Here is a 15,892-nt window from a genome sequence, read left to right as displayed (position 1 = left end):
GACCCGCTCCCGCCCCGACCCGCTCCGGCCTGACCCCACGCGTGTGCCGCACTAGAGTCGGTTGCATGGTTTCCGGTGAGGCGCCGCAGGCGGAGGGAAGCGTTCGGGTCGACGTCTGGATCTGGTCGGTCCGGCTGACGAAGACCCGTTCGCAGGCCGCTGCCGCCTGCCGCGCAGGTCATGTGAAGGTCGCCGGCGAGCGTGCCAAGCCCGCCCAGGCGTTGCGCGTCGGCGACGAGGTACGGCTCCGGCACGCGGGCCGGGACCGGATCGTCGTCGTGTCGAAGCTCGTCAAGAAGAGGGTCGGCCCTCCGGTGGCGGCGGAGTGCTTCGTCGACAACAGTCCGCCCCCGCCGCCACGCGAGGCGGCGATCCAGGTTCCGGTACGGGACCGGGGCGCGGGGCGGCCGACGAAGCGGGACCGACGGGAGATGGAGCGGCTGCGGGGACCGGGCCCGACGGACTGACGGCCGGCCCCGCGAGGGCACGGGGAGGCGACGACCGCCGCTACGGCTGGGGCTGCGGTGACGCGATGGCGCGTGCCGCCGCGACCTCCTGGCGCAGCGGAGCCAGTACCCCCTCCTCGTCGCCCGGCAGGTCGGCGCGCACGCCGACCAGGACCTCGCTCGCACGGATGCCGTCCGCGAGTTCCCGCAACTGCCGCTGGACCTCGGCCACCTCCGCGGCGGGCGGCTCCGGTGCGCCGTGGTCGACGCGGACCCGGGCGGCCGTCGTCGCGTCCACGATGCGTTCGACCGCGACGACCAGCGGCCACCACGCGGCGGCCCGGGTGCCGACCGGGGGCGGCTCGGTCAGGGCGCGTTGGAATTCGGAGCGTACGACCGACAGATCGCGGTAGATGCGGCGCCGGGCCCGCACCCGTTCCGCCCGGTCGCCGGAGCCGCCGGGCTCGAACGCGCACGCCACGTAGCCGGCGATGTCCGTGACCGCGTCCGCCAGCCGGTGCCCGACCCGGACGTGCCAGCTCTCCGGCCACAGCAGATAGCCCGCCACCAGCACGATGGCGCAGCCGATCAGGCTGTCCAGGAAGCGCGGCCAGACCAGGTGGAAGCCCTGGTGGTTCAGCAGGTCGGACAGGAGCAGGATGACCGGGGTGATGGCCGCAGTCTGGAAGGCGTACCCCTTCGCCGTGAGCGCCGGGATCAGCGCCGCGAGCACCACCATGACCGGCACGTCCCACCAGCCGATCGGTACCGCGGCGAGCACCGGTGCGGCGATCACGAGACCGGCCGCCGTGCCCACCGAGCGCAGCACGGCGCGCGAGAACACCGAGCCGAAGTCCGGCTTGAGGACGAAGGTGACCGTCAGCGCGACCCAGTAGGAGCGCGGTACCGGGATCAGCGAGGTCAGTGCCTGCGCCAGGCCGATGCAGAGGGCGAGGCGCAGCCCGTACCGCCAGGAGGCCCCGGAGAGCAGCATGTCGCGGGTCGTCCGCCGGATCCGTATCCCGAGCGCGGCGGGGCGGCCGAGCCGGTCGTCGACGTTGTACGGATCGGGGTCGGCCTTGTGCACGACGACCGCCGCGTGCCGCAGCGCGCCGTCGACCGCCCTGGTCGCGGGCGAGTCCGGGGCGGGCAGGGTGAGTTCGGCACCGCCGGTGCGGCTCTCCTCGACGGCGGCGGCCAGTTCACGTACCGCCGCCGGGATCTCGTCCGGGAGCGGGCAGCGGCGGACATGCACCGCGGGCGCCGCCTCGACGAGCGGGATGACGACGTTGAGCTGGGCGAGCAGCCGCACCATGGCGTCGCTGCGGCCGTGGTAGCGGGCCCGGCGGGCCAGGATCAGGTCGTAGGAGGTGTTGAGGGACTGGGTGACGGCCTGCCGCCGTTCCTCGTAGGCGTCGGTGCCCGCGGCGGCGAGCAGGTCGGCGACCGCGAGGTAGGTACCCGCGACCGCGACCCGCTCCGGCAGTTTCCGCCGCAGTGGCCACGCCAGCAGGGTCATGGTGAGGACGAACAGTCCGCCGACCGTCAGCAGCAGCGGCGCCACCCACCAGGGGTTCGGCATCGGGAGCCCGGCACCGACGACCGCGTTGAGCAGGAGCAGCAGCCCGGACACGGAGGCGACGGCGCCGATCGTCGACATCATTCCGGAGACCAGGCCGACCAGGGTCAGCGCGACGACGGCCGTCCAGCCGGTCCCGTACACCAGCGTGCCGAGCATGATGCCGAGCGCGCCGAAGAGCTGCGGTACGGCGATGTTGAGGATGCGCATCCGGTATGCGTCGGCGGTGTCGCCGATGACGCCGGAGAGCGCGCCCATGGAGACGAGCGCGCCGTACGCGGGCCGGTCCAGCGCGAAGCCGACGGCGAGCGGCGCGGCCAGGGCGATGGAGGCGCGGACGACCGCGGCTCGGGCGATGGGGGTGGACGGCTGGGGGCGAAGTCCGCTGAGCAGCCAGGGGGGTGGGGCGGTACGCCTGCGTCCGGAATCGGCCTCCGTGTCGGTCAACGCGTCCCCCTGTGTCGCTCGGTCAGCCCTGGTAGCCCTCGACCTCGGCGGCCGACCGGACCTTCGCCGCGGACGGGTCCTCGCCGAACTCGCTGAGGGCGCGGCGCTGTCGCAGCAGGTCCCAGCACTGGTCGAGCCGGACCTCCACCGTACGCAGGCGGATCCGTTCGTCATCGGTGAGGCCCGATTCCCGGTCGGAGCGGTTGCGCAGGTCCCGCTCCTCAGAGATGAGTCCGCCGATGCTGTCGATGATGTCGTGCTCGATGCCGCGCTCGATGTCGCGTTCCCGGTCGTCCATGACGCCTCCTTCGGTCGTGCGCGCGGCGTGGGCTTCAGAGCGCGATGACGGTCTTGCCGCGCGCGCCGCCCGTCCGGTTGCGGTCGAGGGCCTGCGGGGCCTTCTCCAGCGGGAGTTCGATGTCGATGGGCACGCGCAGTACGCCCTCGGCGGCGCCCGCGGCCAGGACGTCCAGGAGTACCGGGGAGGGGTCGAGCCGGAAGTCGATGCCGGTCACGCCCGTGGGGAGAGCGGCCCCGGCGGCGACGCCCCGTGTGGTGAGGGCGATCCCTCGGTCGCGTACGAGCGCGGCGTGGGCGGCGAAGTCGTCCGGGGTGGTGGAGACCAGGTCGACCAGCGCGTCGACGCCGTCCGGGCAGCTCTCCCGTACCGCCGCTTCCAGGGGGCGGTCCGTGGTGTCGATCGTGGCGGTGGCGCCCAGGGCCTCCATCCGTCCGCGTTCGTCGCCGCGCACGGCCGCGATCACGCGTACGTCGCGGGCCGCCGCGAGCTGGGTCAGACAGCTGCCGACGCCGCCCGCGGCCCCGATGACCAGCAGGCTCTCGTGGCCGCGGAGCACAGCGATCTCCAGGATCTGGGCGGCCGCCATCCCGGCGGACGGCAGCGCCGCGGCGGTGCGCAGGGAGAGACCGGGCGGGACGAGGGTGATGGCGGAGTCCTGCGGTACGCAGACGTAGTCGCAGTAGGTACCCATGCCGGTCGCCGGCCCGGGGATTCGGCCGAAGACCTGGTCACCGACGCGGAACCGGTTGCCGCCGGTGCCGATCATGTCCACCCGGCCCGCGAAGTCCACGCCGACGACCAGCGGGAACACCCGAGGGGCGAGTCGGCCGTCCAGGGGGTCCCGGGCGGCCTGCCAGTCGCAGGGGTTGAGTGCGGCGTACTCGATCCGGACCCGCACCTCACCGGCTTCCGGTTCCGGCTTGGGTATCTCGACCAGTTCGGGGTCGGCCTGGAACGCGCCGACGGCTATGGCTCGCATACGGAAGACCTTTCAGTCGTCCTCGATCCGGCGGTCACGAGAACCACTCTTCCCCGGCCGGTCCGCCGCCGCACGTCGAGCCTCGGCCTGTCCGCCGGGCCGACAAGGGCCCGCCCTGCTGGAGGCCCGCCACGGCCTGCGGCGCGCACCCGTCCCCCGCCGCGCGTCGCACCCCGGCCTTGTCCGTACGGCCCGTGCCGCCACGGTCCGTTACGGACCCGTGCGTCGCCGTACCGCCCACAGCCGCCCGAGCAACGCGCCCAGCGCGACCGCCAGCCCCGTACCGAACACGATCCACGCCGTCGTGCGCAGTGAGCTCGTCAGCGCGTCGTACACCGCCGCCGCACCGCCCGTCTCGCCGTCCGGCACCTCGGCGAGCACCCGGGCGCGGGCGACCGCGACCGCCGCGCGCAGGACGAGCGCCCCGAGCGCGAAGCCGAACCCGGTCACCGCCGTGGCCGAGAGCGCGGCGAGTGCGGAGCGCCGGCGCCCCGGTCCACCGCGCACATGGGCCACGACCACGGTCAGGACGGCGAGGACGACCGTGCCCACGGCGGGCCAGACGCTGCCGGCCCGCAGCCACCGGAAGCTCTGGCGCAGTTGGTCGGCGCGGTCGGCGGAGATGAGCGTGATGTCGGTGTGCTGGACCGGAATCCGGTCGGCGAACGGCACCCCGTTCTCCTGCAGGTTCCGTTTGACCTGCTCGGTCACGGGGGCCAGATCGATGGTCACGGCCTCGCCGGTGTTGCCGTTCAGCGCTGCGGTGACGGCCTCGTGGGCGGTGCGGTTGGCGGCGTTCCACGCGTTCTGGAAGGCGTCGGTGGTGGTGAAGGACATGACCGCCTGGTGGAGGAAGTCGCGCACGGTGCTCTGGAGCGGCCCCGCCTCGATCTGCTTCATCGTCGCGTCGGTGATGAGGTCACTGACGGTGTTCCGCACCTCGGGCTCGGAGGCGAGCGGGGCCACCGCGGCGACGTAACGGTCCGTGTTGTCGATCTCCAGATCCACCCAGGCGGCGAGCGCGCTCAGCGGGACGAGCACGGCGAGCAGCACCAGCACCACCACCGCCAGAGCCCTGGAGAGATACGTCCGCATCCCTCCAGGGAATCCCGTACGGAAGCGGCCCGCCCCGGGCCGTACGCCATCCGAGTTGCCGGGCGGCACGGCCGGGTGTGCTCTGGAGGGAAAAGGGGCGACGGAAGGAGTTCTCCGCCATGGCCACTCATGCAGCGATGCCGTCCCGCCGACGGGCCCGGTCCGGGGCGCGGACACACCGGCACAGCGCGCTCGCCTGGGCCATTCCCGCCACGCTCGGCGCGGCGTACGGCCTCTACGCCTCGTTCGTCCTCCGCAACAACGGCGCGAGCGGCTTCCGGCAGTTCTGGTACGGCCTGATCTGCGCGGCGGTGCTCGCCGCTCTGTGCTTCGGGCTGGGCCGCATCCAGCACACCATGCTGCCCCTGGTCCGGGCGGTGGCGTACGGCGCGCTGACGGCCGCGGCGATCGGCCTGCTGGTCGGGCTGACCGATTCCAGTGTGCTGCGGTCCTCGGCACTGGGGCTGGCGGTCGGCCTCGGGATGTTCATCACGACGTTCTACATCTTCTACACACGGGAAGACGTGACCGTCCCGAAGCGGGCGACGTAGCCCCGGCGCATCGCACACGAGAGCGGGCCCGCGCTCGGCGTGGGCCCGCTCTCATGTCCTGACTGACCTGCACGTGGATGCGGACGTGGACGTGCTCAGTCGCGTACGACCGTCACCGGGCACGGCGCGTGCTGGGTGACGTGGAGGCTGACCGAGCCGAGCAGGGTCGCCTTGAAACCGCTGTAGCCGCGCGCCCCGACGACCAGCAGGTTCGCGCCCCTGGCGCGTTCCAGCAGCGACTGGGCCGGGTTGCCGATCACCACGACCTTGCTGATCGCCGCCGCGCCCTCGGCGCCCAAGGCCTCCTCCAGCGTCTCGGTGAGGGCCACGGTCGCCACGGCCTGCGGGTCGAAGTCCTCCGGCATGCCCGGCATCATGGACGCCCAGCTGGTCGCGGGGTACTCCCAGCTGTTGACCGCCTCCACCGTGTCGCCGGTCAGTTCCGCCTGGCGTACGGCCCAGTGCAGTGCCTTGATCGACGACTCGGAGCCGTCAACGCCCACCACGATCCTGCCCATCTCTGCCTCCAGCTCGGTTCGGCTCAGTGCGCAGAGGCGTCGAGCGGGAAAACCTCGCACGACGCATCTTTCGCTCCAACTCTAGTCAAACCGGACAGGGCTGCAGGTGGCGGGGTCCCAGGGCCGGGAGCCGGGCCGGTGGCCCCCCGGCCCGAGGTTCCGGCGGTCCGGCGGTCAGTCCAGCCGGAGGTCGGCGAGCTGCTGTTCGAACGGCACGACCGTGTCGTCGAGTCCGAGCGCCCTCGACGCCCCGGAGACCGGCCGGCCGCCCGCGACCATGGCCGCGAGCTCGCCGCCCGCGCGCCGGATGCGGGACGGCAGGCCGTCGGTGTACGCGTCGCCGGACGAGCCCCAGTCCTCCGACGCCGCGTACACGGAGGTCGGTACGACGGTGGCCCGCAGGTAGGCGAAGAGCGGACGCATCGCGTGCTCCAGGACGAGCGAGTGGCGGGCGGTGCCGCCCGTCGCCGCGATGACCACGGGCTTGCCGGTCAGCGCCGTGTTGTCGATCAGGTCGAAGAACGACTTGAACAGTCCGCTGTACGAGGCGGTGAAGACGGGCGAGACGGCGATCAGCCCGTCCGCCTCCGTCACCTCCTTGATCGCCTCGTCCAGGGCGCTCGGCGGGAACCCGGTGACCAGGTGGTTGGCGATGTCTACGGCCAGGTCGCGCAGCTCGATCACCCGGACCTCGACCGCGCGGTCCTGCTCGGCCAGCAGCCGCTCGCGGGCGGCGCCGGCCAGCCGCTCGGCGAGCAGCCGGGTCGAGGACGGCTGGCTGAGGCCGGCCGAGACGGCGACGATCCTCAGGGGTTCGGTGGCGAACACGCCGGGCGTGGTGGACACAGTGGTCAGGCCTCCTTCGTGGCGGTGCGGGCGGCGACGGCCGGGTGGACAGGGGCGGAGTCCGGGACCCCGGCCGGCCGCAGGCTGGCGAACTCCTTGCGCAGCACGGGGACGACCTCCTCGCCGAGGATGTCGAGCTGCTCCAGGACCGTCTTCAGCGGCAGTCCCGCGTGGTCCATCAGGAACAGCTGGCGCTGGTAGTCACCGACGGCGTCCCGGAAGGACAGGGTCCGCTCGATGACCTCCTGCGGGGAGCCGACGGTGAGCGGGGTCTGCCGGGAGAAGTCCTCCAGGGAAGGACCGTGCCCGTAGACCGGCGCGTTGTCGAAGTACGGGCGGAACTCCCGTACCGCGTCCTGCGAGTTCTTCCGCATGAACACCTGGCCGCCGAGTCCGACGATGGCCTGCTCGGCGGTGCCGTGCCCGTAGTGCGCGTACCGCTGCCGGTAGAGGTGCACCATCTTCTTGGTGTGCTCGATGGGCCAGAAGATGTTGTTGTGGAAGAAGCCGTCGCCGTAGTACGCGGCCTGCTCGGCGATCTCCGGGGAGCGGATCGAGCCGTGCCACACGAACGGCGGGACGCCGTCCAGCGGGCGCGGGGTCGCGGTGAAGGACTGCAGCGGCGTACGGAACTTGCCCTCCCAGTCCACGACGTCCTCGCGCCACAGCCTGTGCAGCAGGGCGTAGTTCTCGATGGCGAGCGGGATGCCCTGGCGGATGTCCTTGCCGAACCAGGGGTAGACCGGGCCGGTGTTGCCGCGCCCCATCATCAGGTCGACGCGGCCGTCCGCGAGGTGCTGGAGCGTCGCGTAGTCCTCGGCGATCTTCACCGGGTCGTTGGTGGTGATCAGCGTCGTGGACGTGGACAGGATGATGCGGTCGGTGCGGGCGGCGAGGTAGCCGAGCGTGGTCGTCGGCGAGGACGGGACGAACGGCGGGTTGTGGTGCTCGCCGGTCGCGAAGACGTCCAGACCGACCTCCTCCGCCTTCTGCGCGATGGCGAGGGTGGCCTTGATCCGCTCGTGCTCGCTCGGTGTCCTGCCGGTCGTCGGGTCGGTGGTGACGTCCCCGACGGTGAAGATCCCGAACTGCATGGCGCCCGCCTCCAGAAACTGAGAATGGTTGAACATTGAACTATATGAACACACCCTACAACGGGGCACCCCCCTGACCTATTCCGCAGGGGAGGACCGGGGGGCGTGCGTACCCTGGACCGGAATTCGGAGGCCGGGAGCGGCCTCCGCCGGAGCGAGGCAGGGGCTGTGGGCGAGGGAAGCGAGAGCGAGCGCTGGAAGGAGCGCGGCGTGGCGCTGCGCGTCTTCGTGTACGTCTTCGCCACGCACCTCTTCGCGGGCTTCGTCTGGATCCTCTTCTACGTGGGCGAGCACGCGAAGAAGTAAGTGGGGTGGGGGCGTTCGACGAGGTGATGGGGCAGCTGTAAAGAAGGGGACCGGGCCCCGGGAACCAGGACCGTCCGCCGATGCGGCCGACCGGGCCGGCCGCCTACGCTGCGGACCCCGGTGCGCAATCGAGCGCGCCGATGCCAGAGAGGGCGCCGCCATGCCGTTCACCGGACAGTCCCACGTCCGCATCGCCCGACCGTCCCGGGACCTTGCCGCAGCCGAGAGGTTCTGGGCGGACGGCCTCGGGCTGGACGTCCTGTTCCGCGCCGACGCGGGCCGGGAGCCCGGCACCCACGACCTGCTCATGGTGGGCCACCCGGACGCGTCCTGGCACCTCGAACTCGTCCACGGTGGCGACCACCCCACCGACCCCCGCCCCACCGACGAGGACCTGCTCGTCCTGTATCTGGACGGGCCGGTGCCGGCGGAGATGGTGGAGCGGCTGGAGGAGCGCGGCGGCAAGCGGGTCGCGTCACCGAACCCGTACTGGAACGAGTGGGCCGTCACCATCGAGGACCCGGACGGGTACCGCCTCGTCCTCTGCCGACGCGGATGGTCCAACTCCTGACGGGGTCGCGAGGGCGCACCGAGCGCAGGGCTCGCCCCTGGACGGGTTCAGGCCGGCGTCCCAACGCCGTTTCTGTTCACGCCAGTCGGCTCAGCGCCCGCATGGCCTCGCGCTCCATGCGTGAAAGATCGCTGAGGATGGTGCCTGCCTGTACGAGGCACTGCGCATCGCCTGATTCACCGGCTTTCGTGATCAGTGCCGCGACCTCTGTCCACAGGGTGGCTGCCTCGCAGTACAGCCCGTGGCCGGTGCGCAGGTGGCTGCTGTCGAACAGTTGGGTGCATTCGGCGAGGAAGTCGCGGTAGAGGTTACGGAACAGGGCGCCGCCGGTGCCGGCCTTCTCCATCAGCCGGGCCGCCTGCGGCAGGTCCCGCTGTGGGTCGTCGGTCCGCCGGAGCCAGGTGCGTACCAGCTTGCCGGCCTTCTCGATGCCCCGGTGGCCGAGATTGGCGATGGGCGGGTTGAGGAAGACGTCCGCGCAGGCGGTGATGGCGGGAATGACCTGGCTGTGTGGGGAGGGCAGGTTCCTCGGAGCGGTGAGGGTGAAGGACCGGTGCCTGGCGGTCATCGGGCCGCGCGCGGCTCTGGCCCGCGCGAGGCTGGTCAGGCTGGTGGAGACCGTTCCGCCTTGCTGGTCGGTGTCCACCAGGTGGGCGTCATGCTCGTCGTAGCCGTACATGGCGACGACATGACCGCCGAAGTGCGCCTTCGACCCGAAGTAGTCCAGGTAATGGCTGTCGAGCTGCAGCCCGACGGGGTGGCCGGCGTCGATGGGGGCCGCGACGTTCTCCCAGGCTCTGCGAGGGGAGGCGGTCTCCTGGACCACGAGTTCCAGCCCGAGTCCGGCGGCCAGGTTTCTGGTGAGCTCGAAGGGCTTGACCCGTCCCCCGAGGAAGGGGAAGTCCATGTTCTTGCCGTCCCAGTAGATGAAGGACAGGCCGGAGCCGAGGCCGAAGAGCATGGGCTCGGACAGATCGAGTCCCTGGTGTCGCAGCAGCACCCCCAGAGCCGTCGTCTCGCAGTGCCGCATACCGCGGGCATCGATGTCTACAACCGTGGTCATGTCCTGCTCTCCTCGACGGGGATGATCAGCCGGGTCGTCAGTTCTTCCTGCGGTGCCTCCGCCGGTCCGACGAGATAGGCCTCACGTACGGGTGCCTTCGGGCGCAGCCCGCGCTCGTGGATGGCGGCGAAGAGAGCGTTGTAGGCCAAGGGCAGCTGGGCATAGGGCCCGACGTGCACGGTCTCGGCGACGGGCCCGCCGGGCAGCGCCTCGCATTCCAGGCCGCGCTCCTCGTGTCTCTGTGACGTCTGCACTCCCACGGCGATCTCCATCCGCTCGTCCAGATCCAGCGGGTACAGCCCCCACAGCGGCGGCTCCCAAGCGATCCCCCCGTTGCCGAGGGCGGGCAGCAGCCGGCCTACGCACTCCTCGAAGCACTTCCCGATCTCCGCGGGGGTGCAGACCGCTCGCACCGCTGCCAGCCGTCGCTCCGGCTCCTGGCCGATCGTCACCTCATAGCCGGGCAGGCCCCCTTCTGCCAGCCGCTCCAGCATCCCCAGCCGTGCCCGGTCCCTGCTGATCCGCTCAGCCAGCCGGTCCCGCTCGGCGCGCAGGATCTGTGCCCTGGACTCGGGCTCGGCAGCCAGCGCCCGCGCGATCACGGCCAGGGGCAGATCCATCTCGCGGAGCAGGGCGATGGTCAGGGCATCACGTGTCTGCTCAGGTACGTAATAGCGGTAGCCGGAGTCGGCGTCCACGCGGATCGGAGCCAACAGCCCCATCTCGTCGTAGTGCCGTAACTGCTTGATGCTGAGCCGGCACAGGCGGGCGAAGCGCCCGATGGTGAGAAGTTCCTCTTGCACGCCATCATGGTGGACCCTCCCACGGTGGGAGAGTCCACTGCTGTCCCCATTGGCTCCAGGGCCGCCCCGATCCTCTTCGCCGTCGTCATCGCCCGGGGCGTCCGGGGCGTGCAGTGGGCGCAGGCCCTGGTGGGCGAACGGGCCGGCCACCCGGTCGGTGAGACGGGGAATGGCCCTGACCGGACCGCCGGTGCGCGTTACCATCGGCCCATGACCTCCGTACCGTGCCGAAACTGGTGGCGCTCCTCCTAGGAGCGGCCGCCTCATCTGCACGGAACCAGGGCCGTTCGATATGGACGGCCCTTTTCCCTGCCCTCGCACGGGTACGGAAGCCGATCCGGACGGGCCGTCCTCCACGCAACCAGCATTCGCGAGGAGACCCCCGTGACCACCGCCACCGCCACAACCACCACCGTCACCGCGGACGTCGTCGATGCCGCCGTGTCCGTCCGGCGGCGCAGCGCCGAGTTGGAGCGGCTGATCCAGCAGGACCCCGGCCGCTTCCGGGTGATGACCGGGGACCGGCCCACCGGGCCGCTGCACCTCGGGCACTACTTCGGCACCCTCCACAACCGCGTCCGGCTCCAGGACCTCGGGGTGGACGTCTTCGTGATCATCGCGGACTACCAGGTGCTCACCGACCGGGATCTCGCCGACCGGCTCTCCGAGCACATGGAGGGGATGCTGCTGGACTATCTGGCCATCGGCATCGACCCGGAACGCACGACGATCTTCAACCACAGCGCCGTGCCCGCGCTCAACCAGTTGCTGCTGCCCTTCCTCAGCCTCGTCTCCGTCGCCGAGCTGAACCGCAATCCCACCGTCAAGGAGGAGATCGCGCACTCCCGGCAGTCCGCCGTCAGCGGGCTGATGTTCACCTATCCCGTGCACCAGGCCGCCGACATCCTGTTCTGCAAGGGCAACCTGGTGCCGGTCGGGCAGGATCAGTTGCCGCATCTCGAAGTGACCCGGACCGTCGCACGGCGGTTCAACGAGCGGTACGGGGAGGTGTTCCCCGAACCGGATGCGCTGCTCTCCGCCGCGCCGCTCCTCCTCGGTACCGACGGCGGCAAGATGAGCAAGAGCCGCGCCAACTCCATCGCACTGGGCGCCGACGCGGACGAGACCGCGCGGCTGATCAAGGGCGCGAAGACGGATGCCGAGCGCCACATCACGTACGACCCCGAGGGGCGCCCCGGGGTGTCCGGGCTGGTGTTGCTGGCCGCGCTCTGTCTGGACCGGGACCCGCACACCGTGGCCGAGGAGATCGGCGGGGGCGGCGCCGCCGCTCTCAAGCGGACCGTGACCGAGGCCGTCAACAGCAGGATGGCGCCGATCCGGGCCCGGCGGGCCGAGTACGCGCGGGACATGGGGTACGCGCGGTCGGTGCTGCGGGTGGGGAACGAGCGGGCCAACGCCGTGGCCGACGCGACGTTGGCGGAGGTGCGCGAGGCCATGGGGGGCCTGCTCTAGGCATCTGGCGTGCTCCAGAGGCCCGGTGTTCCGGTGCCGGGACGCGCCGGTTCGCGTGTCCCGGCGCCTCGCCGCGCCTCGCGGGCTCCCGTGTCCCGGAATGCACTTCACCGCGCCTCGCGGGCTCCCCGTGTACCGGCACCCCCGGCGACAACCGGACATATTTCTGTTTTCTGGCACTTCGTCAGCATTTCGAGCATTGGTCTTGACCAATATCTCAAGGTGTGAAAACTATGGGCAAAGCCACCACGGAATCTTTACAACCACCTCCGCGGGAGAATCAAGCCCCATGCGCATAACCGCAACCGCCGCAGCAGCTGTGCTCGGTGGAGCCCTCGTCCTCGGCCTCACGGCCGTCCCGGCCGCCCAGGCCGCGCCCGCCGATTCGGCCGGATGCGTCACCGACGCCTTCGGAATCGCCGGAAAGTACGGCGAGTTCGTCCTCGGTGACGACGTCCACACGCCCGACGCGGAGGGCGCTGTCGCCGTCGGTGGCAACGCCGACTTCCGCGGCGGCTTCAGTGTCGCCAACGAGCTGACGGCGGCGGAGGTCGACGCCCTGCCCGGCCGGGCCTCGCTCGTGGTCCGCGGCGATCTGCTCAACGGCGGGTCGGTCACCGCGGTGATGAAGGGCGACGCGGTCGTCGGCGGCCAGGTCCGGGACCGCGCCGTCGAGCTGCACTCCGGCGCCTTCCGCCAGAACGCCGGGCTGATCGACTTCGACGCCGAGTTCGCCAAGCTCCGGTCCTACTCCTCCGCGCTGGCCGAGGAGCCGGTGACCGGTGGCGCCGACGTGACGCTGGACGGCGCGAAGCTCACCCTGACGGGCGCCGACGCCACCCGTAACGTCTTCAAGGTGACGGCCGGTCAGCTGGAGCGGGCCAAGGACGTCTACCTCAAGATCCCGGCGGGCGCGACCGCGATCGTCAATGTGAGCGGCGAGAACTACGACATGGCCGAGGCCGGCACCACCGGCTTCTTCCTGTCGGGCGGCCAGGACTACGTACTGGACGACAAGCTGCAGAGCGCCTCCGACGGCAAGGTCCGCGCCCGGCTGCTGTGGAACTTCCCCGAGGCCCGCACGGTCACCAAGAGCAGCTCGGCGGCCTGGCCCGGCAGCGTGCTGGCCCCCCGGGCGCACCTGGAGCTGGGCACCGGCGCGCCGGTCAACGGCTCCGTGTGGGTGGCCTCGCTGCATGGCTCGGGCGGAGCGGAGACGCACCACTTCCCCTTCACCGGCTGCCTCCCGGAGACCGGGAAGACCCCGTCCGCCACGCCGACGCCGAGCGCTACCCCCGGGACCACCCCGCCGGTGACCAGCACGCCGTCCGACTCCGCGACGCCGCCCCCCGCGAGCGGCACGCCGTCCGCCGGTTCCTCCGGACCCGCCGCGCCGGACACGCCCGCCCCGTCGCAGAGCACGGCGCCCGGCGCCGGTGGTGGCGACCTGGCCTCGACGGGCAGCAGCGGCACGGTCCCGCTGCTCATCGGCACCGCTGTGGTGCTCGCCGCCGGCACCGGCCTGGTCGTGGCGGCCCGCCGCCGCTCCAGGCGGGCGTGACACCCGGGGCCCCGCCCGCTCGGGCGGGGCCCCGTAAGCACCCTGCCGTCACCCCGCCGACCGCCAGGCGTCCGTGCCGCGACGTCCAGGATCAGCGCCGCGATGATTCAGGCGTCGTCCGCGCCGCAGTGGTGGCGGCCCGCCGCCGTTCCAGGCGGGCCTGACACCCGTGACCCGCCGCCGTTCCAGGCGGGCTGACCCCCGCGACCCGCCGCCGCTCCAAGCGGGCCCGACCCCCGCGACCCGCCCGGCTCAGCGGTGCGTCAACGAGACGCTTCGGCGCAGCAGTTCGGCCAGACCGCGGCGGGTCGCGGCGATCACCACCCGGTCCTGGGGGCGCAGTACGTACCCCGGGTGCAGGTCCCAGACCAGGCCCGACGAGCGGCCCGGGGACGCGGGTGCGGGCACCGCCAGGTCCGGGCGGCGGTCCTCGGGCGGGGTGGCGTCCAGGGCCAGCACCCGCCAGGCGCCCGCCCGGAACGCCTGCTCCACCGTGCGGCCCTCCAGCTGCGGGTGCCCCGCGACCTCGACCGCCGCGAACAGCATCACCTTCCGCTCGACCGGGATCGCGCCCAGGATCTGCCGCCCCATCATGGCGACCGCGAAGGACGGGGCGGCCAGATGGGAGACGGAGCGGGAGCGGGTCAGGGCCTGCGGGTGGGCGGCGCGCAGGGTGCGGTAGACGGCCGTGGCGAATTCGTCGTCGAACAGCCGCAGGGAGACGCGCAGGTTCGGCTTGACCGAGCGGGCGTACAGCGCGGCTTCCAGGTTGGTGGTGTCGATGCTGGTGAGGGCGAGGAGCGCGCGGGCGCGTTGGATCTTCGCCGCCTCCAGCACGCCCTCCTGGGTGACATCGCCGAGCACCACCGGCACGTGCAGCCGCCGGGCCACGGCGATGCCGCGCGCGTCCGGGTCGTCCTCCACACACACCACGGGAACGCCGAGCTCGCGCAGCCGGACCAGGACCCGCGTACCGATCTTGCCGAGGCCGAGCAGCACCACATGGCCGGACAGACCACGCGGCGGGCGGCGCAGCGAGGACGCCGTACGGAGCGAACCGAAGGCCTCCAGCACGGCCGCCACGAGCAGCGGCAACAGCATCAGACCGGCGACTCCGGAAAGAAGTTGGAGGATCTGGCGCGCCGTCTGATCGCCGATCGCCGGGTCGCCCATCGCGAACAGGTCCAGCAGTGTCAGATACGCGGCGTGCGCCGGATTGTCGCCGGTGGTGAGCCAGGAGGCGACGGCGAGGCCCACGACGGCCAGCCCGACCCCCAGCGCCGACCAGCGCAGCCGCCGGGAGAAGACCTGGCCGAGCGGTGCGCCCCGGCCGCCCATCCGGGTCGGCGGACCGGCCGGGCCCGACTGGCTGACCGCCTCCAGGACGACCGTGCCACGGCCTGTCGCCGCAGCCACCTGCCGTTCGTCGGGCAGGAGTTGGGGTCCCTCGTCGCCGCTGCTGTCGGATCCCTCGGTGCCCGCCGGGTCATGGGTGGTGGAGGAGAGCAGCGCGAGGGTGCACAGACCCGGGTCGGCGATCCGGCCGTCCCCGGGCGGGGTGCGTTCGGCGGCGCGCAGCAGTAGACCCTCCGCCTGGATGACCTTGCTGGAGCCCGTGAGGACGGTCGCCGCGAGGGCGGGCGCGGCGGTGTCCGCGTCGGACAGGACGGTGGTCGAGGCGTCCAACGAGGCCGGGTCGAGGCCGGGTGCGGAGACGGCGGCGGCCTGGTCGAGCAGGGTCTCCAGATACTGGCCCAGCTTGCGGTTGTAGAGCCGGATGACCAGCCGGACCCGGGGGTTGAGGCGGCGGGCGGTCAGCGCGGCGCGGATGTTGCGCTCGTCGTCGTCGTAGACCAGGGCCAGCGCGGCGGCCGACTCGACGCCCGCCTCCTCGAAGGCCTCGTCGGAGGGTTCCGGCGCCTCCAGGATGCGTACCGCCTCGACCCCGGCGTTGGTGTCGCCGTCCCCGGAAGCACCCGCGACGCCGTTCCCGCCGTTGCGGTTCATCGCCTGTGACATCCGGCCGAACAGCGCCGCCGCCCGGCCCCGCCCGGTCAGCGGCAGTTCCGGCCGGCGCGCGTCGCGTCGGGGCGGCAGGACGAGGGTGACCCGCTCCCCGTACACATAGCGCAGCTCCACGGCGAGCCGCTGGGCCAGTGCGTCGTCGCCGCAGACGACCATGTGACCGCTGAACGGGGAGCGTTGGGGTTGCTGGGGAAATGGAGGCACGGGACCCAGCATGCCTTGCTCCTCTCCGTC

At 72.0% G+C, this 15,892-nt stretch carries 16 protein-coding genes; 6 read left to right on the top strand and 10 right to left on the bottom strand.

Annotated elements, in window-relative coordinates; translation table 11 throughout:
* Positions 1 to 65: 65 nt before the first annotated feature.
* Positions 66 to 467, top strand: a complete 402-nt coding sequence (locus ACZ68L_RS20505; protein WP_469578871.1) for an RNA-binding S4 domain-containing protein — start codon at positions 66 to 68, stop codon at positions 465 to 467.
* Between the two features lie 40 nt (positions 468 to 507).
* Here ACZ68L_RS20505 and ACZ68L_RS20500 read toward each other — a convergent pair whose 3' ends face one another.
* The 4 genes from ACZ68L_RS20500 to ACZ68L_RS20485 all read right to left on the bottom strand — a co-directional run bounded on the left by ACZ68L_RS20500 (position 508) and on the right by ACZ68L_RS20485 (position 4,847).
* Positions 508 to 2,472 carry an FUSC family protein gene (locus ACZ68L_RS20500; RefSeq protein ID WP_469578869.1) on the bottom strand — a complete coding sequence of 655 codons (1,965 nt, stop codon included), beginning with the start codon at positions 2,470 to 2,472 and terminating at the stop codon, positions 508 to 510.
* Positions 2,473 to 2,494: 22 nt separating this feature from the next.
* Complete coding sequence (locus ACZ68L_RS20495; protein WP_469578867.1) at positions 2,495 to 2,770, bottom strand: DUF2630 family protein; 276 nt, start codon at positions 2,768 to 2,770, stop codon at positions 2,495 to 2,497.
* A 34-nt stretch (positions 2,771 to 2,804) separates the two neighbouring features.
* The gene (locus ACZ68L_RS20490; protein ID WP_469578865.1) at positions 2,805 to 3,752 is read right to left on the bottom strand and encodes an NADP-dependent oxidoreductase; all 948 of its coding nucleotides are present in this window, start codon (positions 3,750 to 3,752) and stop codon (positions 2,805 to 2,807) included.
* A gap of 210 nt (positions 3,753 to 3,962) precedes the next feature.
* On the bottom strand, positions 3,963 to 4,847 hold the full coding sequence (locus ACZ68L_RS20485) for a hypothetical protein (protein ID WP_469578863.1): 885 nt from the start codon (positions 4,845 to 4,847) through the stop codon (positions 3,963 to 3,965).
* A gap of 119 nt (positions 4,848 to 4,966) precedes the next feature.
* Between ACZ68L_RS20485 and ACZ68L_RS20480 the strand changes: the two genes are divergently transcribed.
* A complete protein-coding gene (locus ACZ68L_RS20480; RefSeq protein ID WP_469578861.1) occupies positions 4,967 to 5,398 on the top strand; it encodes a hypothetical protein in 432 nt (143 codons plus the stop codon).
* 95 nt (positions 5,399 to 5,493) lie between these two features.
* Here the strand turns inward: ACZ68L_RS20480 and ACZ68L_RS20475 are convergent, their stop codons facing one another.
* From ACZ68L_RS20475 to ACZ68L_RS20465, 3 genes are all read right to left on the bottom strand, one after another.
* The gene (locus tag ACZ68L_RS20475; protein WP_361447478.1) at positions 5,494 to 5,916 is read right to left on the bottom strand and encodes a universal stress protein; all 423 of its coding nucleotides are present in this window, start codon (positions 5,914 to 5,916) and stop codon (positions 5,494 to 5,496) included.
* Between the two features lie 174 nt (positions 5,917 to 6,090).
* Positions 6,091 to 6,744 carry an FMN reductase gene (locus ACZ68L_RS20470; RefSeq protein WP_469579156.1) on the bottom strand — a complete coding sequence of 218 codons (654 nt, stop codon included), beginning with the start codon at positions 6,742 to 6,744 and terminating at the stop codon, positions 6,091 to 6,093.
* A 23-nt stretch (positions 6,745 to 6,767) separates the two neighbouring features.
* On the bottom strand, positions 6,768 to 7,856 hold the full coding sequence (locus tag ACZ68L_RS20465; RefSeq protein ID WP_469579155.1) for an LLM class flavin-dependent oxidoreductase: 1,089 nt from the start codon (positions 7,854 to 7,856) through the stop codon (positions 6,768 to 6,770).
* A 168-nt stretch (positions 7,857 to 8,024) separates the two neighbouring features.
* On the opposite strand from ACZ68L_RS20465, the gene ACZ68L_RS20460 reads away from it, so the two are divergent.
* Positions 8,025 to 8,162, top strand: coding sequence for a DUF6126 family protein (locus ACZ68L_RS20460; RefSeq protein WP_469578857.1), 138 nt, complete (start codon positions 8,025 to 8,027; stop codon positions 8,160 to 8,162).
* 160 nt (positions 8,163 to 8,322) lie between these two features.
* Positions 8,323 to 8,733, top strand: a complete 411-nt coding sequence (locus ACZ68L_RS20455) for a VOC family protein (RefSeq protein WP_469578855.1) — start codon at positions 8,323 to 8,325, stop codon at positions 8,731 to 8,733.
* A 76-nt stretch (positions 8,734 to 8,809) separates the two neighbouring features.
* Here ACZ68L_RS20455 and ACZ68L_RS20450 read toward each other — a convergent pair whose 3' ends face one another.
* On the bottom strand, positions 8,810 to 9,796 hold the full coding sequence (locus ACZ68L_RS20450; protein WP_469578851.1) for a BtrH N-terminal domain-containing protein: 987 nt from the start codon (positions 9,794 to 9,796) through the stop codon (positions 8,810 to 8,812).
* Entirely contained in the window at positions 9,793 to 10,599 is an 807-nt protein-coding gene (locus ACZ68L_RS20445; protein ID WP_469578847.1) for a MerR family transcriptional regulator, read from the bottom strand. The genes ACZ68L_RS20450 and ACZ68L_RS20445 overlap by 4 nt, the downstream gene beginning before the upstream one ends.
* Before the next feature lie 384 nt (positions 10,600 to 10,983).
* Here ACZ68L_RS20445 and trpS point away from each other — a divergent pair, with 384 nt between their 5' ends.
* A complete protein-coding gene (trpS, locus tag ACZ68L_RS20440) occupies positions 10,984 to 12,072 on the top strand; it encodes a tryptophan--tRNA ligase (RefSeq protein WP_469578844.1) in 1,089 nt (362 codons plus the stop codon).
* Positions 12,073 to 12,361: 289 nt separating this feature from the next.
* Positions 12,362 to 13,633 (top strand): choice-of-anchor A family protein, encoded by a 1,272-nt coding sequence (locus tag ACZ68L_RS20435; RefSeq protein ID WP_469578843.1) that lies wholly within the window; start codon positions 12,362 to 12,364, stop codon positions 13,631 to 13,633.
* Positions 13,634 to 13,885: 252 nt separating this feature from the next.
* On the opposite strand, the gene ACZ68L_RS20430 is transcribed toward ACZ68L_RS20435, so the two are convergent.
* Positions 13,886 to 15,874 carry an NAD-binding protein gene (locus ACZ68L_RS20430; RefSeq protein ID WP_469578842.1) on the bottom strand — a complete coding sequence of 663 codons (1,989 nt, stop codon included), beginning with the start codon at positions 15,872 to 15,874 and terminating at the stop codon, positions 13,886 to 13,888.
* Positions 15,875 to 15,892: the final 18 nt, after the last annotated feature.

This window comes from Streptomyces sp. NPDC104309, assembly GCF_055584025.1.
Note: the sequence above shows the minus strand (reverse complement) of the source record. Positions and strands in the feature narration are given on the sequence as shown.